18 protein-coding genes are annotated in these 21,364 nt (G+C 52.6%); 2 read left to right on the forward strand and 16 right to left on the reverse strand.

Annotation, left to right across the window (positions count from 1 at the left end; all coding sequences use genetic code 11):
- The 12 genes from FHS90_RS20145 to FHS90_RS20200 form a co-directional block, all read right to left on the reverse strand.
- Positions 1-921, reverse strand: coding sequence for a nucleotidyltransferase family protein (locus FHS90_RS20145; protein ID WP_182514362.1), 921 nt, complete (start codon positions 919-921; stop codon positions 1-3).
- A 1,160-nt stretch (positions 922-2,081) separates the two neighbouring features.
- Positions 2,082-2,522: a hypothetical protein gene (locus tag FHS90_RS20150; protein WP_153042703.1), complete on the reverse strand. Its 441-nt coding sequence runs from the start codon at positions 2,520-2,522 to the stop codon at positions 2,082-2,084.
- Positions 2,523-2,680: 158 nt separating this feature from the next.
- Entirely contained in the window at positions 2,681-2,929 is a 249-nt protein-coding gene (locus FHS90_RS20155; protein ID WP_066834710.1) for a hypothetical protein, read from the reverse strand.
- Positions 2,930-3,066: 137 nt separating this feature from the next.
- Positions 3,067-4,869, reverse strand: a complete 1,803-nt coding sequence (locus tag FHS90_RS20160; protein ID WP_066834713.1) for a MutS-related protein — start codon at positions 4,867-4,869, stop codon at positions 3,067-3,069.
- A gap of 197 nt (positions 4,870-5,066) precedes the next feature.
- A complete protein-coding gene (locus FHS90_RS20165; protein WP_066834759.1) occupies positions 5,067-5,492 on the reverse strand; it encodes a RidA family protein in 426 nt (141 codons plus the stop codon).
- 113 nt (positions 5,493-5,605) lie between these two features.
- Positions 5,606-6,967 (reverse strand): hypothetical protein, encoded by a 1,362-nt coding sequence (locus FHS90_RS20170; RefSeq protein WP_182514363.1) that lies wholly within the window; start codon positions 6,965-6,967, stop codon positions 5,606-5,608.
- Entirely contained in the window at positions 6,948-7,559 is a 612-nt protein-coding gene (locus FHS90_RS20175; protein ID WP_182514364.1) for a hypothetical protein, read from the reverse strand. The genes FHS90_RS20170 and FHS90_RS20175 overlap by 20 nt, the downstream gene beginning before the upstream one ends.
- Before the next feature lie 44 nt (positions 7,560-7,603).
- A complete protein-coding gene (locus tag FHS90_RS20180) occupies positions 7,604-8,164 on the reverse strand; it encodes an RNA polymerase sigma factor (RefSeq protein ID WP_066834719.1) in 561 nt (186 codons plus the stop codon).
- A 399-nt stretch (positions 8,165-8,563) separates the two neighbouring features.
- A complete protein-coding gene (locus tag FHS90_RS20185; protein WP_182514365.1) occupies positions 8,564-9,061 on the reverse strand; it encodes a DUF4442 domain-containing protein in 498 nt (165 codons plus the stop codon).
- A gap of 221 nt (positions 9,062-9,282) precedes the next feature.
- Positions 9,283-10,827 (reverse strand): L-piperidine-6-carboxylate dehydrogenase, encoded by a 1,545-nt coding sequence (gene amaB, locus FHS90_RS20190; RefSeq protein WP_182514366.1) that lies wholly within the window; start codon positions 10,825-10,827, stop codon positions 9,283-9,285.
- 134 nt (positions 10,828-10,961) lie between these two features.
- Complete coding sequence (locus FHS90_RS20195; RefSeq protein WP_066834731.1) at positions 10,962-12,452, reverse strand: Do family serine endopeptidase; 1,491 nt, start codon at positions 12,450-12,452, stop codon at positions 10,962-10,964.
- A 178-nt stretch (positions 12,453-12,630) separates the two neighbouring features.
- Positions 12,631-13,059, reverse strand: a complete 429-nt coding sequence (locus tag FHS90_RS20200; protein WP_066834734.1) for an Hsp20/alpha crystallin family protein — start codon at positions 13,057-13,059, stop codon at positions 12,631-12,633.
- Between the two features lie 416 nt (positions 13,060-13,475).
- On the opposite strand from FHS90_RS20200, the gene FHS90_RS20205 reads away from it, so the two are divergent.
- Positions 13,476-14,684 (forward strand): porin, encoded by a 1,209-nt coding sequence (locus FHS90_RS20205; RefSeq protein ID WP_066834737.1) that lies wholly within the window; start codon positions 13,476-13,478, stop codon positions 14,682-14,684.
- 71 nt (positions 14,685-14,755) lie between these two features.
- Here the strand turns inward: FHS90_RS20205 and FHS90_RS20210 are convergent, their stop codons facing one another.
- Positions 14,756-15,958 (reverse strand): M20 metallopeptidase family protein, encoded by a 1,203-nt coding sequence (locus FHS90_RS20210; RefSeq protein WP_066834740.1) that lies wholly within the window; start codon positions 15,956-15,958, stop codon positions 14,756-14,758.
- Positions 15,959-16,156: 198 nt separating this feature from the next.
- Between FHS90_RS20210 and FHS90_RS20215 the strand changes: the two genes are divergently transcribed.
- The gene (locus FHS90_RS20215; RefSeq protein WP_182514367.1) at positions 16,157-16,588 is read left to right on the forward strand and encodes a hypothetical protein; all 432 of its coding nucleotides are present in this window, start codon (positions 16,157-16,159) and stop codon (positions 16,586-16,588) included.
- A 79-nt stretch (positions 16,589-16,667) separates the two neighbouring features.
- On the opposite strand, the gene FHS90_RS20220 is transcribed toward FHS90_RS20215, so the two are convergent.
- Genes FHS90_RS20220 through secA form a run of 3 tightly spaced genes read right to left on the reverse strand, consistent with a single transcriptional unit; the run spans position 16,668 to position 21,254 of the window.
- Positions 16,668-17,201 (reverse strand): sporulation protein, encoded by a 534-nt coding sequence (locus FHS90_RS20220; protein WP_182514368.1) that lies wholly within the window; start codon positions 17,199-17,201, stop codon positions 16,668-16,670.
- Positions 17,202-17,212: 11 nt separating this feature from the next.
- A complete protein-coding gene (gene deoC, locus FHS90_RS20225) occupies positions 17,213-17,872 on the reverse strand; it encodes a deoxyribose-phosphate aldolase (RefSeq protein ID WP_241498946.1) in 660 nt (219 codons plus the stop codon).
- 1 nt (position 17,873) lies between these two features.
- On the reverse strand, positions 17,874-21,254 hold the full coding sequence (gene secA / locus FHS90_RS20230; protein WP_182514369.1) for a preprotein translocase subunit SecA: 3,381 nt from the start codon (positions 21,252-21,254) through the stop codon (positions 17,874-17,876).
- Between the last annotated feature and the right edge of the window lie 110 nt (positions 21,255-21,364).

Genomic DNA, 21,364 nt, shown 5'->3' on the forward strand with positions numbered 1-21,364 from the left:
TTATTCTACTGTTTCTAAGCTTCTGTTCCATAGGTTTTTGGGGTACACCCCCTGGGCCACCAATTGCCCCAGCGATTTGGTGGCCACAGGCTTGTCTGCCGGGTAGGTCACCCCGAACCATTTTTCAGGGGTAGGCAACACGTTCACCTTCACCACTCCGGCTTTCACCAAGCGGTCTACCACCGAGGGCAGGTAAAACTCCGCCTTCGGCTGATGGCCCTGCTCGTTGATAAACTCTTTCAGATACTGCTCAAAATACGGCAGCAAAGACGGCGAGAACCCCATCAGATTCATAGACACGATTTGGTCCGGGGCCAAAGGGATTTCCTCCCCATCTGCCCTAATAGCCACAATATGCTGTTCTTTCCGCTCAATGTGGGTTTGCTCGGTAATGCTGCGCAGAGTTCCGTCTGCGTCTACCTCACAAATACCCCGTGATACCGCCCCGTGCTCAGATAATGTATTGGCCAGCTGGTAACCCACCAGGCCGCAGGGCTGCCCGCTCCGCAGAAAATCAGCTATGATTTGAAAGGATTTAGCCCCGTAAAAGTCGTCTCCATTAATGACCGCAAAAGGCTCCTGCAATTTCTCCCTGGCTACCCACACCGCATGGGCCGTTCCCCAGGGTTTCACGCGGTTCTCAGGCACTGTTAAACCGTCTGGCAGCACCGCTAACTCCTGCAGCACATATTCCACGGCAATCTTATCGCTGAACTTGTTCAGCATAACCGCCCTGAATTCCTCTTCAATAGACTTTCTGATAATGAAAATCACCTTCCCGAAGCCAGCCCTGACAGCATCATAAATTGAATAGTCTATTATAGTCTCACCATTAGGCCCAAAGCCATCTATCTGCTTTAGACTACCGTACCGACTTGCCATGCCAGCCGCCAATACAACCAGCGTTGGTTTTACCTCCATAGGAAGATCCTGATTAGTGTAATATCTTATTCTATGTCTAATTAGCCTTTGTGCCCATAGCCAGCTCTTAAAATTGATGCCTCTTGACTTCAATCATACATTTAAAGGCCAGCCTCCTGATAAGTACTTTCCTGTTAAATGCCTGGGAACAAAAGCCTTTTTTCTTTCAAAGGCCTTAGATCAACCCACTTTAAACAACTGTTTCGGTTTACAAACCTTAGAAACTCAGGCTAATTTCATGTTTCTGAGATAAACATAGAAACTAACATTAAGATTTGCAAAGTTTAAGTGCAAAAATGTGTTCGAACACACAAGATATAATTAAAGTGTTTACGAACACAATATGTAGTCCATCAAAATCACATATAATATCTATTTTGCATTTTTTCATTGCAACCCAACTATCAATGCCCAATATACCTCTAGGTCAGGAGAAGAGTAACTATTGATCTTCTGCCATAAAAACAGCTTACCATGAAAGCGGAATAGCTAACCCAGGAATTAAACTGCACCCAATACCTTCATATAAAAGCGACCAGAAGGGCAAATAGTCTTTGTTTTGAAAACTATTAATTATCACCCCAAAGCACGTATGGTGTTATTGACTGATGTCCACAGTAACAAACAAGTATCCCCCTTATATCAAGAGCATATAACATGTCTATTGGGCTACAAACGGGCATCAAAAGGATCTTCTCTACTGGTTGCCCCATGCTTTCTCCTGCAAAAGCAAAAAGTAAACAAGCTTTAAAGAAAGCGCCCAGAAGAAGATGATCAATTTAGAACACCTACAAGAACAGCATGCATTGGGGTATGTCTTTGTCTAGACAAGTAGGGATATGCCCTTAAGTAGGATATAAGGATTGGCTACTTTCTCCAATATAGCATCAGGGGTTGCAGAGAAATATAAGTAAAGCTGGCCCAAATCATACCGTTGCTCTCCTGCTAGAAGGGAAGAAAACTTTGTTTGAAGAATGACTCGCCTCTGTCAAAGTCAGCGACAGACACAGTAGCAGTTTGCCTGCCTGCATGCGATAGGGTACATTTCACTCAAAGCCAAATCTTGCCTATTACAGTACCACCTACATTATGCACCAACGGCAGCATTAGTGCGCGGCTTTGGCTGAAAAGGGCGGGAAAAATGTGATGGGAGGTAACTATTATGCCTGACGGTGCACTTTGGTCACCAACTCTACCACGGTGTCTTCCATCCATTTCACGGCATCCTGCTCGGTCAAAAAGGCCTGGTACCGCACCTCAGGGCACGCGTCTAAGGCAGATGAAAGGTCTTTGTTTTCCTGCAAACGCTGCATTTGCCGGGGGGTAAGTAAAAAGGCGACCAGCAGTTGGGGGGCAATCAGTTGAAGGGCTTTGGGATAGAATTCCTGGCTCAGCCACTCACTTTCCTTTTGGGTGAGCTCTCCTTTTGACCTATAATCAAACAGCCAGCAGGTGGCGGCATTTTCAGTGGCCACTTGCAGCATAGACAGACAGTTGATCTTGAACTCTGTGAACGTAACAGGCTGCTGCCACCGGATGATGACCGTCTGCATATCCGCCCGATAGGAGATCTTACTATGTTTGCTTTGTCCTATCTTCATGAGTGAGGGGTTTGAGCTAGGAGGTGGTAATCAAAAAAGTACTCATTTGTCGGTAGTCTGTCTTGAACTGAAAGTAGATCAATAAACACTTATAAACAAGTTTCCCACAGGCTTTTCCCCATTAAAGTTCCAAAATATAGTATTTATACGGAATAAGGCTAGTATTCATTCCGCCGTCTGGTCTCGTTCCAGTTGGTGCGCATGGCCAGAAACAGCTCAATACAGCTTTGCAGAAACGCCTCATCAATCCATCTTTTGATCTCCCCGTCGCCCCCGTCTACGTCCATCTCACTCACCTTGTAGGTCTGTTCAAAGGGACCCAGCTCCAGTTTGAGCAGGTATTTCCCGTTCCAGGCAAAAAGAGTGATCTTGATTTCAGGATGTGGAATATCTGTTACTACACGCATTTTACAAAAGTTATTAGAAGTACGAAGCAAAAAAGCCAGGGATTCAAAATCAGGGGTGATTTCTTAGATTTATTCCCCCTCTCAGCAGCACAGGGTATCTGTTTTACCCCTGTTTTGGGAAAAACAGGTCATAAACGCTACAACTCAATTCCCATTTGACGCATTAACTGGCTGGCATTGAAGCTTTGGCAGATGCCGGGGCGCAAGGTATAGTCAAACCGCAGCTGGCCGTTCTCAAAGTAGCTGTTGAAGCTGTAATTTTCTACTGCCCCCACCAACTCCTGCTCCATATTGCCCAACTCCAGGTCATGGGTAGAGACAAAACCAGCGGCCTGCCGGCGGTTCAACTGTCTGATCAACGCCATGGCTCCCTGGTGCCGGTCATGCGAGTTGGTGCCTTTCAGAATTTCATCCAGAAAGAAATACACCGGCTGGCCGGCGCCCGTCAGGTCAAGGAGAATCTTCAGGCGCTTTAGCTCAGCGTAGAACGAAGAAGTGCTTTCTGCCAGGTTGTCTTCTGTTCGCATGCTGGTGTAGACCTGCGCGGGGAATACTGACAGGCGTTTGGCACAAACCGCCGCACCCGTAAAAGCCAGCACCATGTTCACACCCACGGCCCGCAGAAAAGTACTCTTGCCAGACATGTTGGAACCGGTGATCAGCACTGTGTGGCCAGCCCCGGCAAAGGCAAGGCTGTTGGCGGTCCGGCTGGGGCTGAAGATCAACGGGTGGCTTAATTCTTCGGCCTCAAACTGAAAGGGCTTAACACTGATCTGGGGTACGGCATACGCTGGGTTGGCATACTGGAAGGCGGCCAGACTGGCCAGGGCCTCAAACTCGGCGGCCGCGTTGAGCACTTGCCCAATGTTCCCAGACATGGTTTTCTTCCAGCGCTCCAGCCTGTACATCCAGATAAAATCCCACATGAGCACGTGGTTCAGAATAAAGTTCAGGTACGTGTTCAACCTAGCCGACAGGTATTGGATGATGGAAGCCAGTTGGCGTACGTGTTCAGAAGCCGGTCTGGTGTCAATCTTAAGCTGCTGCTGCAACGCCTGCGCCCTGGCACTCTGGAAAGTTCGGCCTTCAATGTGCACCAGCAGGTCTGTATAGCTGCGCAGCGTCTCGTACATGCCGGTGCTTTCTTCATAATATGCATCACGCTGCCGCTGGTACTTTACCGCAATCAGAAACTGGAGGAGCACCAGCCCAATAAACGGGTAATGGGAAGATCCCTGCGCCCAATACACGGCAGCCCCCAGGGTCAGGAACGGCAGCAGAAAGGTAGCCACCACCAGCCAGGCCTTTCCTTTAAAAAAGTTGGGCTCCCTAAGCCAGAGCAGGAAAGGCTGTGGCAACTGTTGCGTTTTACGGTGGTGGTGCATGGCCCGCGCCTGCAGGTGCTGCCGCCACTCCAGATCAGGCACCAGCTCAGCCACGGCCTCCTGCCGCGCCAGAATCTCCTGCGAAGCCGCGGGAACCTTCAGCCACTCGGCCAGCCGCTGCTGCCCCAGCCGGGTCACGGCCCGGTTCAGGAGCTGAAAAATGGAGTTAGCCCCAAAGACGTCCAGGTCTGCGGTGTAATAGTGGTTGGGTTCCTGAAACTCGGCCCCGCTGGGGAAGTCACTCAACTCGCCCCGCAGGCGCTCCTGCTCAGACCGGTTGATCACGCCCAGGTACAGCTGGTGCTTGCGGGCGTACTCAATTTTGTTGTGCCAGTGAATGAGCGCGGCAAAGATGAAGTACCCGCTCACCAGCAGCGTGAGGCCGGCACCGGCGTGTTGGTAGTAGAACAACACCACGCAGCCCAACACTGCGCCCACAAAGAAGGTCAGCCGAAGCCAGCCCACCCAGCGGTAGGTAGAAGCCTGCCGCTCCTCGGCGGCGAAAAAGCGTTGCTCACGTTCAGCGAACAACCTTTCTGGGGAAGTATCTGTCATGCAGGGAATGAATCATTTTCGGCTGCGCCCGAATACAACCGCAGTGGATTTGGGCGGTCTACTTTCCGGCAGCCCAACAGCACGCCGTTGTAAACTTTCCGTTTTTGGCCTGTCTTCTCAAAAACAGGCCAAAAACGGCTTTCCTTTTTCTAAAGCAAAGATGGGATAATTATTGTGCAGATGGCACTTCAGCTGTACTAAATAGTGGCAATACACTTCAGTTCAATGGCAATGGGCGTGGGCAGGGCGTTTACCTCAACGGTGGTGCGGCAAGGCTGGCAGTCTCTGAAATACTGCGCGTACAGGCGGTTGTACGTCTCAAAGTCTGCTTTCATGTTGGTCAGGAACACGGTCACGTCTACCAGGTTCTCCCACTTTGAACCAGATGCCTCCAGAATAGCCCGCACGTTCTTGAACACAGCGTGGCACTGCGCCTCCATGTCATATTGCACAATAGAGCCCTCTGCGTCTAAGACCAACCCTTTCACTTGGTTTGTTTCAGGCTCCCGCGGGCCCACGCCAGAGAGGAACAGCAGGTTGCCTACTTTGCGAGCGTGCGGGTACGCCCCTACCGGTTTGGGGGCATTAGCGGCATGGAAGGCGGCGGCAGATGATGAATCCATAACGAATGCGTTTTTGGCCTGTTTTCCCAAAAATAAGCCAAAAACAGCGGTATAAAAAAAGCGGGCCTTCCAGACCCGCCTTTTCAACACAAAACAATTCTAAAATCCTGTCTTTAGTGAAAGGCAAGGCTCCCGTACTTGTTGGTCACGTTTACCGTGCCCTTAGGGGAAGAGCTGCCGTACCTGCCGCGGTACACGGCAGAAGTGTTTTTCACTTCTTTGAAGGTGAAGTCTATCTTATCTTCATTGAACTTAGGGTTGCCGCAGTAAGAGGTGCTGATATCAAAGTTGAAAGCACTTTTGTCAGAAAATCCCAGCTTGATAAATGAATAGCCGCCCGTGAGGTTCACTTTCTTGAAGTTGTTGCTAATATTCTCTACCTCAAACTTGGTGCAGTATTTTAAATCCATGGCCAGGGCCTCAGAAATGCTGCCAATAGAGAACGAGGTGTAGCTGCTCCTGCCCGTTACTTCACCCGCGCTGCCCACATTAAAATGGGTGTCATAGCGGCTTTCAACCGCCAGATTGTCTACTTTGTCAATGCTTACTCTGCTATAGGCGGTTGCGGCGTTAATGGCTTCGCCGCCATTCAGGCGCAGGTGGGAGTATTTCACCTCCAGATCACCCGCTTTAACATATTCCAGCACACACTCGCCAGTACTGTAGGTCACGCTGATGCTGTTTCTGCGGTTATTCAAGCGGCCGGTGGTCAGCTTGCCATATTTCACAGTCAAGTCAGTAGGCCCATCAAAGTCTGGCAACTGGATGACCCCGTACCGGCTGCTGATGGCCACCGCATTCGTTTTGGGCATTTTCACCAGATAATTGATCTCAAAGCTTTTCTCTGAGCTGCTTCTGATCTGCATGGGCTGCAACTGGGTGGCAAAGGAGATCAGATTCCCGCCTTCGGTCACGTTCACGTCAATCTTGTCCAGAATCTCCTGCGCTTTGCCCTCAGAGGAGGCACGGGTGATGATGCGCACCTCCACGGTCACCTCGTTCCGGTTCCAGGTCTGCACGTCTACCCTGCCAAAGCTGTTGCTGATGCTGAGTTTGTCTGCACCCGTGACTTTGAAGCTGCGTGCAATGTTCTTGGTTTTCTCAGCGGCAAACGGAACCTGCAGCGCTTCGCCATCTTTGATGATGAGGTCTGGCTGGTCAGGGTCTGGCTGCCCCAGCCCCTCTAACGCCTCCAGTGATTTCAAAGCCTTCAGGCTCTCCAGGCCAGAGAGGTTTTGTAAACTTGACAGCGTTTCTAAACCCTTCAGGCTTTCCAGGCTCTTCAGAGACTGGGCTACTGCTTGGGCTACCTGCGGCTCCAGTACCTCCTGCAGCCTTTCTTGCACCAGCACATTCACACAGGTAGAGAGGTCCTTTGAAAAAGCGGCTGACGTTGATACCGTTTGCCCTTGTACCCCGGCAAAGCTGAAGAGGGCGGCTATCAAAAGGGCGAGTTTAGAGTGTCTTGGTTTCATTACTCACTTGTTGTTTTACGGTCTGTATGTTTTCAAGAACCTGCAACTGCCGGTTCAGGATCGCGATTCGCATTTTCAGGTTTTCGCGCATGGCCTCTACCACCACTTCTTTGTTAGGGGTGGTGTAAAGTTCTTTTTTGAGTTCGGCGTACGCCGAATCCAGAGCCGTGGCCTCCCGCTCCCATTCCTTCTCCATGCCCAGGGCTTTCAGGTCATACTCTTTCAGCTGTGCCTCTTTCTGCTCAATCACACCCACAAAGCGGGTTTCAATCTGCTTTACCTCTGGGGCAATCTTATCTAAGGACACCGGTTGGGCGGCGGCAAGGAGCGGGTCACGCTGCCAGGTGCCAGAACCGTAATAGCGGCCTGAGATGGCCACCATCACCAGTACCGCTACGGCGGCGGCGTACCGCCAGGCCACATTCCAGTTCAGAGGGAGAATCCTGGCTTCTTTCACCTGCTCTTCCTTCTGCTCAGGCTCCGGCTCAGCCGGCAGTTCGGCAGAGATATCCTGCCACAGGTCAGGGCGGGGCGAAAAAGAATCAAACTCTTCCCGGTGGGCGTGTACAAAATCTTTCAGTTTATCTTTCATGGCGGTTTCGCTCTTCAGGTTACGCTTGGTTGCTTTTCTCTCTTCTATCTTGAAAGGGCCTGCTCTTCCATTAGGGACAGCAGCTTTTTGCGGGCCCGGCTGTACTGTGATTTGGAAGTAGCCTCACTAATGCCCAGGACCTCGGCAATCTCACCGTGGTCATAGCCTTCCAGCAGGTACAGGGTGAGTACCACGCGGTAGCCGTCTGGCAGCTGCTGAATGGCGCGCTTGATGCTCTCTACCTTGTACTCCATGTCTTCAAAGTCACCCTCAGATGTTTCCTCAGCGAAGTCCTGATGGTCTTCTATCTGCACCACCTGCAGACGCCTGCTGCGCACTTTGGTGATGGACTTGTTGATAACGATGCGCTTGAGCCAGCTCCCAAAGGTAGAGTCGCCTTTAAAGGTGTGCAGCTCTCTGAACGCGTTCAAGAACGATTCCTGCAAGACATCTTCTGCCTCAGTGTAATCATTGGTGATACGCATGCTCACGTTGAACATAGATTTGCTGTAGAGCTTGTAGAGCTCATACTGCGCCTTGCGGTCACCTGCTTTGCAGCGGGCCACTACGTGCGCGTTAACGTCGGTGTATTCCAGCGTCTCCAAATTGTAACTGTTAAGGCTTTCTCATGATATCCTGGTAAAGCAGCTCTCCGGAACAACACCAACCCTTTCTACAGCGCCCTCTGACGCGCTCTGTTCCAAACTTCTGTACTAAAGACTACAGGTTTGTACATGGGTTGCACGGTGTTCCTAAAATTCTTCTGCTTTTTATAAGGGGCGTATAGCCGCTGACACGGAGTGAGGGCGGTGGCGAATCAGTGCCCTAGTTACCAAGATTTTACAACGCCGCCAACTGGCGCCGCTACTTTAACAGATGTTTAACAAAACCTGTTTTGGCGCTGATTTGGGAAAAACAGCCGCAAAAACGGAAGAGCAGGATTTTCTGGAAGGGATGGATTTTCTGAATTAGGAAAGCAAGTTGAACTGCTTACTTCACACAGGCTATTTCTTACTGCGCACTTTGTACGACCACGAGATCACAAACCGGGCCACCTCGTCTCCTGCCTCATCACGGCCAATGCTCACGGTCTGCAGGCTGGCGCCCAGGCCGGTTTCCTGGGTCTGCCTCACCGCCTGTGCTATGGCCTCCCCGTCTGCACAGGTGAAGGTAATCACCCCCACGGCTTTCTTGGTGAAGGTGGCCTGCAGGTCTACCACCAGCATGGACACTGACGGATTGGCTTTGTACAGGTACATCATGCTTAACACCCCGGAAGACAGCTCGGCCGCCATGCCCAGACAGGCGAAATAGATGGACTTAAACGGGTTTTTGGTCAGGTAGCCGTATTCAATGGTGGTCTGCGCCTCCTGCTCTGTGAGGCTTTTGATCCTGACACCGGCCAGATAAGCCATGGGCAGGTTCTTGAAAAGGAACAGCTTGAGCTTAACCGGGTTGGTGATGACTTTCTTAAAGGCGGCAACGCTGGTGGGAGTAGGCATGACGGGGTTAGTTCAAGGTTCAATGCAGAAATACCATCTGCAGCAATAGCTTCTTTACGATTTCAAAAATAGAAGGTAGCAACTTCTGCAGCGGCAGAAAAGATCTGGCTTTAGAAACTTCCTGTTTTGGGGCTGTTTTTCTGAAAACAGCCCCAAAACAGGAATGCCCCTTCTGGCGCAGCACCAGAAAGGGCATTTGGTTTCTTGCAAGCGTGAACCGGTTACAGATCAAACTTGATCCCCTGCGCCAGCGGCAGCTCCCGCCCAAAGTTGATGGTATTGGTCTGCCGACGCATGTAGAACCGCCACGCATCTGACCCGGACTCACGGCCGCCGCCGGTATCTTTCTCCCCGCCAAACGCACCGCCAATCTCAGCCCCGGAGGTGCCTATGTTCACGTTGGCAATGCCGCAGTCAGAACCCCAGTGGCTCAGGAAGGCTTCGGTCTCCAGCAGGTTGGTAGAGAAAATAGAAGAAGACAGGCCCTGGCGTACCCCGTTCTGGATTTCAATGGCGTCTTCTACGGTGCCGCTGTATTTGATCAGGTACAGAATAGGCGCGAAGGTTTCTTCCTGCACGGTGTGATACTCGTTTTTGGCTTCTACAATGGCCGGGGTCACGTAGGTGCCGGTGGCGTATTCTTCACCTTCCAGCACGGTACCGCCGGTCAAGAGTTTACCACCTTCTTTCTGCACGTCATCCAACGCTTTCAGGAACGCAGAAACCGCGTCTTTATCAATCAACGGCCCCACCAGAATGCCGTCTTTCAGCGGGTCGCCAATGGGCAGGTTGGGGTAAATCTTGAGCAGGCGCTCTTTTACTTCGTTGTAAATGTTTTCATGAATGATGAGGCGGCGGGTAGAGGTACAGCGCTGCCCTGCAGTTCCCACAGCCCCGAACACCACGGCCCGGATAGCCATTTCCAGGTCAGCATTCTCAGTGAGGATGATCGCGTTGTTGCCGCCTAACTCTAACAGAGACTTTCCTAAACGAGCACCCACGGCCTCGCCTACTTTCTTACCCATGCGCGTTGAACCCGTAGCCGATACCAGCGGCACGCGGCCGTCATGCGCCATCTGGCTGCCAATGCTGGCATCACCCACAATCATGCTGAACACGCCCTCAGGCACGTTGTTTTCCTGCAACACGTCTTTGATGATGTGCTGGCAAGCCACCGCGGTCAGCGGGGTTTTCTCAGACGGTTTCCAGACCACCACATCTCCGCAGATAGCGGCCAGCATGGCGTTCCAGCTCCACACGGCCACCGGGAAGTTGAAGGCCGAAATCACGCCTACAATGCCCAGCGGGTGGTACTGCTCATACATGCGGTGCGTGGGGCGCTCAGAATGCATGGTGTAGCCGTGCAGCTGGCGCGAAAGCCCTACCGCAAAGTCACAGATGTCAATCATCTCCTGCACTTCGCCCAGCCCCTCCTGCAGGATCTTGCCCATCTCATAGCTCACCAGTTTGCCCAGCGGTTCTTTGTACTCGCGCAGCTTCTGGCCAATCTGGCGCACCACTTCGCCCCGCTTGGGCGAAGGCCATTTGCGCCACTCCAGAAACGCCTGCTGGGCGGTGGTGATGACGCGTTCATAGTCTTCGGCCGTGGCCATGTTTACTTTGGCAATCTCTTTGGCGTTGGTGGGGGAGGAAACAGTGCGGGTGTCACGGTGGCTCTCACCGCCCCACTGCAAACCGGTGCTGTAAGCAGGATTGGTATCCTTGATGCCTAACTGCGCCAGAATATCTGATATTGGTTGTGACATAGTTTTAAAAATGCTGGTTCAAAGTCCCTAGTATAGCCCTTTCTGTTAACTTTTGAAACAAAAAAGCTCCTGCCGGTGGGCAGGAGCTTTCTAAAGAGCCGTTTATGGCTTGTTTTTTCTATTTCAGGGCAAAACTAGCGGCCAATGGCGTAGTAGGCGCGCCTACCGTCTGGGTACACTCCCTCAATCAGCAGGCCGCCGCCACGGGAGCTTTTCAGGATTTTCTCTACGTCTTGCGGGGTGTTCACTGAGTTGCGGTCAATTCTGGTGATGATGAAGTTGTCTTTCATGCCGGTTTCGGCAAAGCCGCTTTTCTCAATACCGGTCACTTTCACGCCACCGGTTATGTCCAGTTTGCTTAACTCCTGCTTGCTGGCGGCCTCAAAAGTAGCCCCCTCAATGGTCATGGATTTGGCCGCGTTTGGATCACGCTTCACAATCTCAGTGCTTCCATTGGCGTTGCGCAGGGTCACGTTAATGGTTTTGGCGTTTCCGCCGCGTACAAAGCCCACTTTAATCTTATCACCGGGGCGGTAGCGGGTTACCTGCTCTTGCAGCTGGGCACCGGTGTTCACTTTCACGCCATTGATTTCTGTGATCACGTCACCTTCCTGCAGACCGGCAGATTTGGCGGCACTGCTTTCAGAGAAACCGGCCACGTACACCCCGTTCAGGTTTTTGATGCCTTTCTCTTTGGCCAGCTCTGCGTCAACCTCCTGCATAGAAACTCCCAGCAGGGCGCGCTGTACTTCGCCGTATTTGAGCAGGTCATCTACCACTTTGCTTACAATAGAAGACGGCACGGCAAAGGAGTAACCGGCAAAGGAACCGGTCTGGGAGGCGATGGCGGTGTTGATGCCCACCAGGTCACCGTTCAGGTTCACCAGGGCCCCGCCGCTGTTGCCAGGGTTCACGGCGGCGTCTGTCTGAATAAAAGACTCTACGCTCATACTACCCGCATTCTGCAAGATGCCCACGTTACGGCCTTTGGCACTCACAATACCGGCGGTTACGGTTGAGTTGAGGTTGAACGGGTTGCCCACGGCCAACACCCACTCCCCTACCCGCACGTTGTCTGAGTTGCCGTAGCGCAGGGCCGGCAGGTTCTCTGAGTTGATTTTTAACAGGGCAATGTCTGTGTTTGGGTCTGTTCCCACCAGTGTGGCGTCAAAGGTGCGTTTGTCATCTAAGATCACCTTGATTTTATCTGCCCGGTCAATGACGTGGTTGTTGGTTACAATGTACCCGTTAGAGGCAATGATCACCCCAGAGCCTGAGCCCATGGCAGGCCCCTGCTGGCGCTGGTAGCCTTCAAAATCATCTCCGAAAAAATCCCGGAAGAACGGGTGGATCTCACTTGGCGACCGGCGCGCCTGCACTCTATATTCAGTGGTTACGTGCACTACGGCAGGGGTTACCAACTCAGCCGCGGTCACAAAGTTGATGCCTTCTGGCACCGTCACGTTAGACGCACGCATGGCGCTGGTATATCTTACATTGGTATTGGGTTGCTGCTGTCCGGCAGCGGGCCTGTCTTCTTCCAGCAATTTGTAACTTCCAACTGCTACTCCCCCACCTAACATAGCGGAGAGCATCAGACCCAACATAAACTGTTTAGTTTTCATACAATAGGTCAGCTATATAGGTTAATAATGTATTAGTCTAGTTTTAGTATCTGAAGCAAGGCTTCTTTTTTGTGTACGTCTGAAACGCTAAAAAAGCAAAACTAGTATTATAAGTCAATCAAACACTAAGCCAAAAAGGCGCTTTGCAGCGCCTTTTTAACATTTCTTTAACGTTTCATTATTTTACTTCAATCTGACGCTTCACCACTTTCTCCTCAACCTTGGGAACGGTGATCTGCAGCAGGCCGTTCTCAAACTGGGCGTCAATGCTACCCGCGTCTACATGGTCTGGGAGTTGGAAAGAACGCCTGAACTTGCCGTACAGGTTCTCTACGCGGTGGTACTTATGCTCTTTCTCCTCTTTGCTGAAAGCGCGCTCGCCGCTCACGGTCAGCACACCGTCCTGAAACTCAACGTGAATGTTTTCTTTCTTCAGGCCGGGCAGGGCCACTTCCAGCTTATAGCTGTTTTCAGTTTCCCAAAGGTCTACCGCCGGGGTGAAGCCACTTACGCGGCGGTTGTTCACCGTATCCTGAAAGAAGGTGTCTAACAGGCTGCTAAAAGGGACTCTGTTTTGTACTACCGGATGCTGTTTTACAGTTGCCATTGTCTTTATCTTTTTAAGGTTGATTGCTCAATTCTAAGGTGGACACCTCCCTTATAGAAAATTTTGTACCAACCCATCCCTCACCTAAAAATAAGACAGAATGTCTTGATTCACAATAACAGCCAGACAAACATAAGACACAATGACAGAAATAGAGAAGATTTTAGCCGTTCCTGGAAAAGAACTTTATAAAAGTATTTTGTGTTTTAAGCCTGTTTTTCTAAAAACAGGCTTAAAACAGAAGGAATGAACGGTGAAAACTTTCCTGTTCCAGAATCTTTCCTGTTTTCGCAGCTTAACTTCGCCCAAAACAGTATAGAACCGGGTAACCTGCGGCCTACTTCAGCATTCCCGTTCACAGCCAACTTCAGCAGTTTTTATTTGGCTGGCTTTGTAACTATCCATACCACCAAACTATGAGAAAACACCTTTACCTTTGGCTTCTGGCAAGTCTTCTTTTTGGCACCACCGCCGCGTTTGCCCAGGTACCTGAAACCCGCGAAGCGGGCGTAAACCTCCATTTCACAGACGGCCTCAACTTTACTACCCGTGACTCAACCGCCAGCATCAACCTGCGCTTCAGAATCCAGAACCGGGCCGACTTTGAGACCCAGGCCGGTGACGATTTGGATTTAGCCTCTCATGGCGGTTACATCAAACGGCTTCGGCTCCGGTCATCTGGTTACCTGCTCAGCAAAAAACTCACCTACTCCCTGCAGCTCGGTTTTTCTCCCGGCGACATGGACGTAGAGAATTCTGAACACCCGCAGCTGATTAGGGACGCCGTTCTGTTCTACCAGTTCACCCCCAACCTGAAAATTGGGTTTGGGCAAACCAAGTTACCCGGCAACCGCCAGCGCGTGATTTCTTCTGGGGAGCAACAGTTTGTAGACCGTTCTATTGTGAACGCCACCTTCACCATTGACCGTGATTTTGGGTTATTTGCTTTCTATGAAAACGAGCTTGGCACGGTGCCTATACGTTTACAGGCGGCCCTGACTAACGGTGACGGCCGAAACGCTTCGCCCGTAGAAGGCTCCGGCGCAGCTTACACCGGCCGGGTAGAGGTGCTTCCGCTTGGTGAGTTCACTCTGGACGGAGATTATTTTGAGGGCGATTGGGTGCGCGAACCGAAACCCAAATTAGCGCTCGGTTTCGGCCTTTCTGAAAATGACAACGCCTACCGCACCGGCGGGCAGATAGGCTCTGAGCTGCCCGGTTTCACAGATTTGGAGGCTTACATGGCCGACTTGATCTTCAAATACAACGGCTGGGCCACCCAACATGAATGGATTCAGCGCAAGGCAGACCAAACCCAGTTCCTGACCGGAGACGGATCAGACTCGTTTATCTATGCCGGGCAAGGCTACAACGGGCAGGTGAGTTACCAATGGCCCAACCATTTTGAGCTGGCCGCCCGCTACGCCGTCATCACGCCAGAAAAGCAAATCCAGCACCTGGCGCGCCAAACCCGGCATTACACCTTGGGGGCCAATTATTACATAAGGTGGCACCGCATCAAGCTGCAGTCTGACCTCACCTACCAAACCCGCGAGAACTTAGCCGTAGACAACAGTCAGCAAGACAACTGGATTCTGCGGTTCCAGATGGAATTGGGCATTTAAGAACCTGTAAGTCAACTCCGTTTTGGGCCTGTTTTCTGGAAAATAGGCCCAAAACGAAAATTTGATGATAACTATAAGCGGGCCAGCGCCTGTAACTCTTGAATAGCCAGCCACGCCATTAACCCGCTGCCCAGTTCCAGGGCAGACTCATCAATGTTGAAGGTGGGCGTGTGCACGCCCGAAGTGATGCCCTGCGCCTCATTTCTGGTGCCCAGGCGGTAGAAGCACGCATCAACCTGCTGCGAGTAGTAAGCAAAGTCCTCAGCGGCCATCCACATATCCAGCTCCACCACGTTTTCTGCGCCTAAATATTCTACCGCCGCGGCCTGCGCCCGGGCTACCAAAGCCGGGTCGTTTTTCAGGAAGGGGTAGCCGTCCATGATGGTGATGTCACAGCTGCCGCCCATGCTCTCGCAGAGTCCTTCGGCCAGTTTTTTAATTTTCTGCTTCGCCTCGGCGCGCCAGGCTTCGTCCATGGTCCGGAAGGTGCCTTCTATGTGCACTTCCCCCGGAATCACATTGGTCGCCCCATTGGCAATGACTTTGCCAAAAGACAACACCGACGGAACCTTAGGGTTGGCCCGCCGGCTCACAATCTGCTGCAGCGCCACCAGCAAGTGCGCCGAAATCAGGACCGGGTCCACCAACTGTTCCGGCAAGCCGCCGTGCCCGCCTTTGCCCTTCACGGTGATGTAGATTTCATCTGCACTGGCCATGTACATACCTGACCTAAAGCCCACCTTGCCCGCCTCCAGCATAGGGAACACGTGCTGGCCCATGATGCTCTGCGGCGCGGGATTCTGCAATACGCCCTCCTTTATCATCAGAGAGGCCCCTCCGGGGAATTTCTCCTCGCCCGGCTGGAAAATGAGTTTCACCGTACCTTCAAACTGGTCTTTCAGTTCCTGCAGAATTCTGGCGGTGGTGAGCAAAGACGACGTGTGTACGTCATGGCCGCACGCGTGCATCACACCCTGGTTCTGGCTTTTATAGTCCACGTCATTGGCTTCCAGAATAGGCAATGCATCCAGATCGGCCCGCAGGGCGGTGGTGGCTTTCTGCGGGTTTCTACCTTTCACCAGCGCCACCACCCCCGTCTCGGTGACCCGCTCCGGCTCCAGCCCGTACTCCTGCAGCTTCTGGAAAACATAGGCAGAGGTGTTGTGCTCCTGAAAGGATAGCTCGGGATTCTGGTGCAGGTGGTGCCGGGTAGCCACAGTGTCTGCGGCGTATTGTTTCGCGAGTTGCTGAATATGGCTGGTCAGTTCTTTCATGGCTAAAGCGGAATTTTCCAGGGCAAAGGTACGGCTATAAAATGAAAGCGCCGTTTCTGGCCTGTTTTCTCAAAAACAGGCCAGAAACAGAAATACGCAAAGATTCAACACTCCCTCATCTAACTGTCTAAAGACCACAGGCCTGGCGTGAACTCATCTCCGGCAACTGTTGTCTCTCTGCCATAGAGCCACTTAGCCATGAGAAATTCTTACAACACCCTTGCCGTACTGCTGCTACTCTTAGCTGGCTCTGCCTGCGACATGGTTTGGCCGGAGCAGTCGCCGCAGTATTGGTACAAGGTGCAAAACCACACGCGTGAAACCCTGGAGGTCACCCTAGACCCTGACCCCGCCACTAGCCATGCCACCAGCACCATGCGCTGGACCGTTGCCCCCGGCAAAACGGCAAACGTCTGGGGCTCCTCCGGATCTACTGAAGAAGGAATGGTCTTTGACTTTGAGAAAAAACACCCCCGAATGCAGTCTTTCAGGCAGGTGCTCATGAAAGGCAACGGCATGCTCAACCAGCCCAAAACAGACTTCACTTTAACAAAGCACTGGACCTACCATAAAATCAAAGCCTACGAAGCCTCTTACACCCTCACGGTCAGTGAGAGTGATTTCTACTAAAAAAAATTCCGCCGTTTTTGGCCTGTTTTTCAGAAAACAGGCCAAAAACGGCGGAAACAACCTTCTTAAAAAAAAAGCCTTATTTAGGGATGTTGATGGTTTCGCGCACCAGCAAAGCGTTCGGGATCAGATCCTGCACTTTGCTCAGGGCGGCCTGCGCCTCTACCCGGGTAAAGAAATCGCCAAATTTTAGCTGGTACGTGGGCTGCTTGAAGGTGAGGTAATCCCTCTGCTCTGGAAGGCGCTGAATGAGGTTGTTGCGTAACGCCATGGCTGAGTTCCGCTCAATGCCGGTATAGGCCAGAATGCGGTAGCCGGTGGCGTATTTGATGTTCTTCTGCACCTGCGCCACACTGTCCAGCAGCAACGCCACCTGGTTGCGCAGGTGGTTGGTGGGCATGGCCGGAGCGGCAGGGGCTGTATTCCCGGCTGGCGCCGAAGGAAAAGTGGGCAGATATTTCTTGGTGTCTACCAACGCCGCCGTCCCTCCTTTTGATTCCGCTTTGCGGTTATCATCTGAGGCGGTGCCGTTGCCGGAAGAGGTGCTGCTGCTGGTGGCCGCACAGCCCATCATTACTACCAGGCAAAGAAATCCTAAAACTCTTGAGGTCATTTTTTGTAACGTCATAGCAATGAAACGCCGGAAGATGTTCCAATCCGGTCGGCTCCGGCTTTTACCAACGCAAGGGCGGCTTCCTTGGTTTTGATTCCGCCGGAGGCCTTGATTTTAATATGCGCTGGCAAGGTAGCACGCAGTAACAGAATATCTTCTACCTGCGCCCCGGAGGCGGCAAAACCGGTAGAGGTTTTTACATAATCCACCTCGGCCTCAATGCAGAGTTTGCACACCTGCACCATCTCACTGGGGCTCAGCAAAGCGGTCTCAATGATCACTTTCAGGATAGAATTCTTGAAGTGGCACAAGGTACTCAGCTCCTGCAGCTCAGACATGACCTCTTCGTGCCTACCAGATTTGAATGCGGCAATGTTCATGACCACGTCAATCTCGGTAGCCCCTTCAGCCAGGGCCTGATGGGCCTCAAAGAACTTCACTTTGGCCAGCTGGTACCCCAATGGAAACCCCACCACCGTGGCCACCTGCACGCCCGTATCCTGCAGGGCCGCCACCGCCTGCTTTACAAAGCAGGGAGGCACACAAACGGCGGCAAAATGGTGTTCAGCCGCCTCCTGGCAAAGCTGCGCCACCAGGGCCTGCGTGGTGTCAGGCCTGAGCACCGTATGGTCAATGTACGGCGCCAGGCTCTGATCTGGTGATATGGGCACGTTAGTCTTCAATGATAAAGCACCGGTTGTTGAGCAGGTCTTGTTCTACGTTCTTGAACTTCACGTCTTTCATCACGCGGCCGTCCATGTACTGCACGTTCACCTTGTCATTACGGCCCACAGTTTTCTCTACGCGCACCGGCTGCGGTTTAGGGGCAGGCGCCTGCGGCATTGGCGGCATGTTAGGCACGTGGTCTTCTAAGGTAGAATGCACCTCCTCTTTCTGTACCTGCAGTTTGGGGGCCTTTGGCGCGGGCGCCGGACGGGCCTCCTGTACCGGAACCGGCTGCTCCTGCTGCACCGGCAGATCTGCCTTGAACAGGAATGACACCGTTTCTTCGTTCACTTTGGCAATCATGCGCTTGAACAGCTCAAATGACTCAAACTTGTAGATCAAGAGCGGGTCTTTCTGCTCATACACCGCGTTTTGCACACTCTGCTTCAGGTCATCCATCTCGCGCAGGTGCTGGGTCCAGGCCTGGTCAATGGTAGCCAGGGTGATGACCTTCTCTACTGTCTTGATCAGCTCACGCCCCTGGGTGCTTACCACTTTCTCCAGGTTGGCAATAGCGGTGATCTGGCGGCGGCCATCTGAGAACGGCACGGCTATGTTTTCAATCAGGGCACCGCGGTTGGCGTAGATGTCTGCCAGAATGGGGGCCGACTGCTGCATGATCTGCTGGTTTTTAGCCGTGTGGAAATCCAGCGCCTCATTGTAAAGACGGTCCATTAACACCTCAACAGACTGACTGGCCAATTCACCGGCGGTTATCTGCGAGTTGAAGCCGTACACTCTGATAATGTGCAGCAGGAAGTCTTCATGGTTACCGGTGGCTTTGTAGGTCTGTACAATGTCCTCGGCCACGTCATAGATCATGTTCAGGATGTCCAGCTCCAGACGCTCGCCGTACAGGGCGTTGCGGCGGCGTTTGTACACCACCTCGCGCTGGGCGTTCATCACATCATCATACTCCAGCAAACGCTTTCTGATCCCGAAGTTGTTTTCCTCCACCTTCTTCTGCGCGCGCTCAATGGAGTTGGTGATCATGGAGTGCTGAATCACTTCGCCTTCCTCCAGCCCCATGCGGTCCATTAGGCGGGCAATACGGTCAGAGCCAAACAGACGCATTAAGCTGTCTTCCAGTGACACGAAGAACTGGGAAGATCCCGGGTCTCCCTGGCGGCCGGAACGGCCCCGCAGCTGGCGGTCTACCCGGCGGGACTCATGGCGCTCGGTACCAATGATGGCCAACCCTCCCGCAGCTTTTGACTCTGGGGCAAGTTTGATATCTGTACCACGGCCGGCCATGTTGGTGGCAATGGTTACCGCGCCCGGCTTACCGGCTTCGGCCACAATCTCAGCCTCGCGCTGGTGGTGCTTTGCGTTCAGAACCTGGTGCGTGATGCCGCGCATCTTGAGCATACGGCTTACCAGTTCAGAGATTTCCACGGAAGTGGTACCTACCAGCACCGGACGGCCTTGCTTGGTGAGTTCCTGAATCTCCTCGGCCACGGCGTTGTATTTCTCGCGGGTGGTTTTGTACACCTTGTCATGCTCGTCTTTGCGCTGGGCCACACGGTTGGTAGGGATCACCACCACGTCCAGTTTGTAGATTTCCCAGAACTCCCCGGCTTCTGTCTCAGCGGTACCGGTCATACCGGCCAGCTTATGGTACATTCTGAAGTAGTTCTGCAGCGTTACGGTAGCATAGGTTTGGGTGGCGTCTTCCACACGCACGTTCTCCTTCGCCTCAATGGCCTGGTGCAGACCGTCTGAGTAGCGGCGGCCCTCCATGACACGGCCCGTCTGCTCGTCTACAATCTTCACCTTGCGGTCTTCGGTCACAATGTACTCAGTGTCCTTTTCAAACAGGGTGTAGGCTTTGAGCAACTGGTTGATGGTGTGCACGCGCTGCGTCTTGTCCTGGTACTCCTGGATCAGGCGCTCTTTCTCGTGCAGTTTCTCATCAGCAGTGAGCCCGGTATGGCTTTCAATATTGGCAATCTCCGTTCCAATATCTGGCAGGATGAACAACTGCGGATCTTCGCCCTGACCGGTGATCAGGTCAATGCCGTTCTCCGTGAGTTCAATCTGGTTATGCTTTTCGTCAATGGTGAAGTACAGCGGCTTGTCTGCCTCTGGCATCTGGCGCGAATGGTCCTGGAGGTAGAACGCCTCGGTCTTCAGGAGAATCTGACGGACACCGGTCTCACTCAAAAACTTGATCAACGGCTTGTTTTTAGGCAGACCGCGGTACGCTCTGAACAGGGCCAGACCGCCTTCTTTCTCGTTTCCTTCCTTGATCAGGCGCTTGGCCTCTACCAGAAAGTTACCCACCAGCTTGCGCTGGGCCTCTACCAGAGCGGCTACGCGGGGTTTCAGCATGTAGAACTCGTGCTCATCGCCGCGCGGAACGGGTCCGGAGATGATCAACGGCGTACGGGCGTCATCAATCAACACGGAGTCTACCTCATCTACCATGGCATAGTGGTGCTTGCGCTGCACCAGCTCACTGGTTTCGCGGGACATGTTGTCCCGCAGGTAGTCAAACCCGAACTCGTTATTGGTTCCGTAGGTGATGTCTGCCCGGTAAGCCTGACGGCGCGCCTCAGTATTAGGCTGGTGTTTGTCAATACAGTCAATGGTGATGCCATGGAACTCAAACAACGGCGCCATCCACTCAGAGTCACGCTTGGCCAGGTAGTCGTTCACGGTTACCACGTGCACGCCGCGTTTGGCCAAGGCGTTCAGGAAGGCCGGCAAGGTAGCCACCAGGGTTTTCCCCTCACCCGTCGCCATCTCGGCAATCTTGCCCTGGTGCAGCACAATACCGCCAATCAGCTGTACGTCATAGTGCAGCATGTCCCACACCACCTCGGTACCGGCCGCCAGCCAGCGGTTGGCCCACACGGCCTGGTCGCCGTTGATCTGCACGTTTGGCTTGCGGGAGGCAATTTCACGGTCAAACTCTGTGGCAGAAACGGTCAGCTGTCCGTTCTCCTTATAGCGGCGGGCGGTTTCTTTGACAATGGCGAACGCCTGCGGAAGCACTTCCATCAGGACTACTTCCAGATCTTTGTTACGGTCTTTCTCCAGGTTGTCAATCTCCACAAAGATCTCCTCTTTCTGGGCAATGTCCAGCTCCGGCTCGTTTTCAATGCGCTGGTGCAGCGCGGCAATTTTATCATCAATGGGTTTCAGGCGCTCGGCAATGGTGGCTTGCACCTCTTGCGTGCGCTGGCGCAGCTGGTCATCAGACAGGGAGGCAAGCGTGGCAAACTCTTGGTTGATGAGTGCCACATACGGCATTACCCCTTTGATATCCCGTTCTGACTTGGTACCGAAAAGCTTGGCGACCGTCTTCCCAAAAAAGTCAAACATAAAAAGCTATTTAAGATGTAGTGGTTGCAATTTCAAAAATACGCGGTTTTTCCGACATTTTCCTATCTAGCTAAAACAATACCACTTACGCATTAGTGGCCGCCACCTGA

The organism is Rufibacter ruber (assembly GCF_014138425.1).
Taxonomy (GTDB): domain Bacteria; phylum Bacteroidota; class Bacteroidia; order Cytophagales; family Hymenobacteraceae; genus Nibribacter; species Nibribacter ruber_C.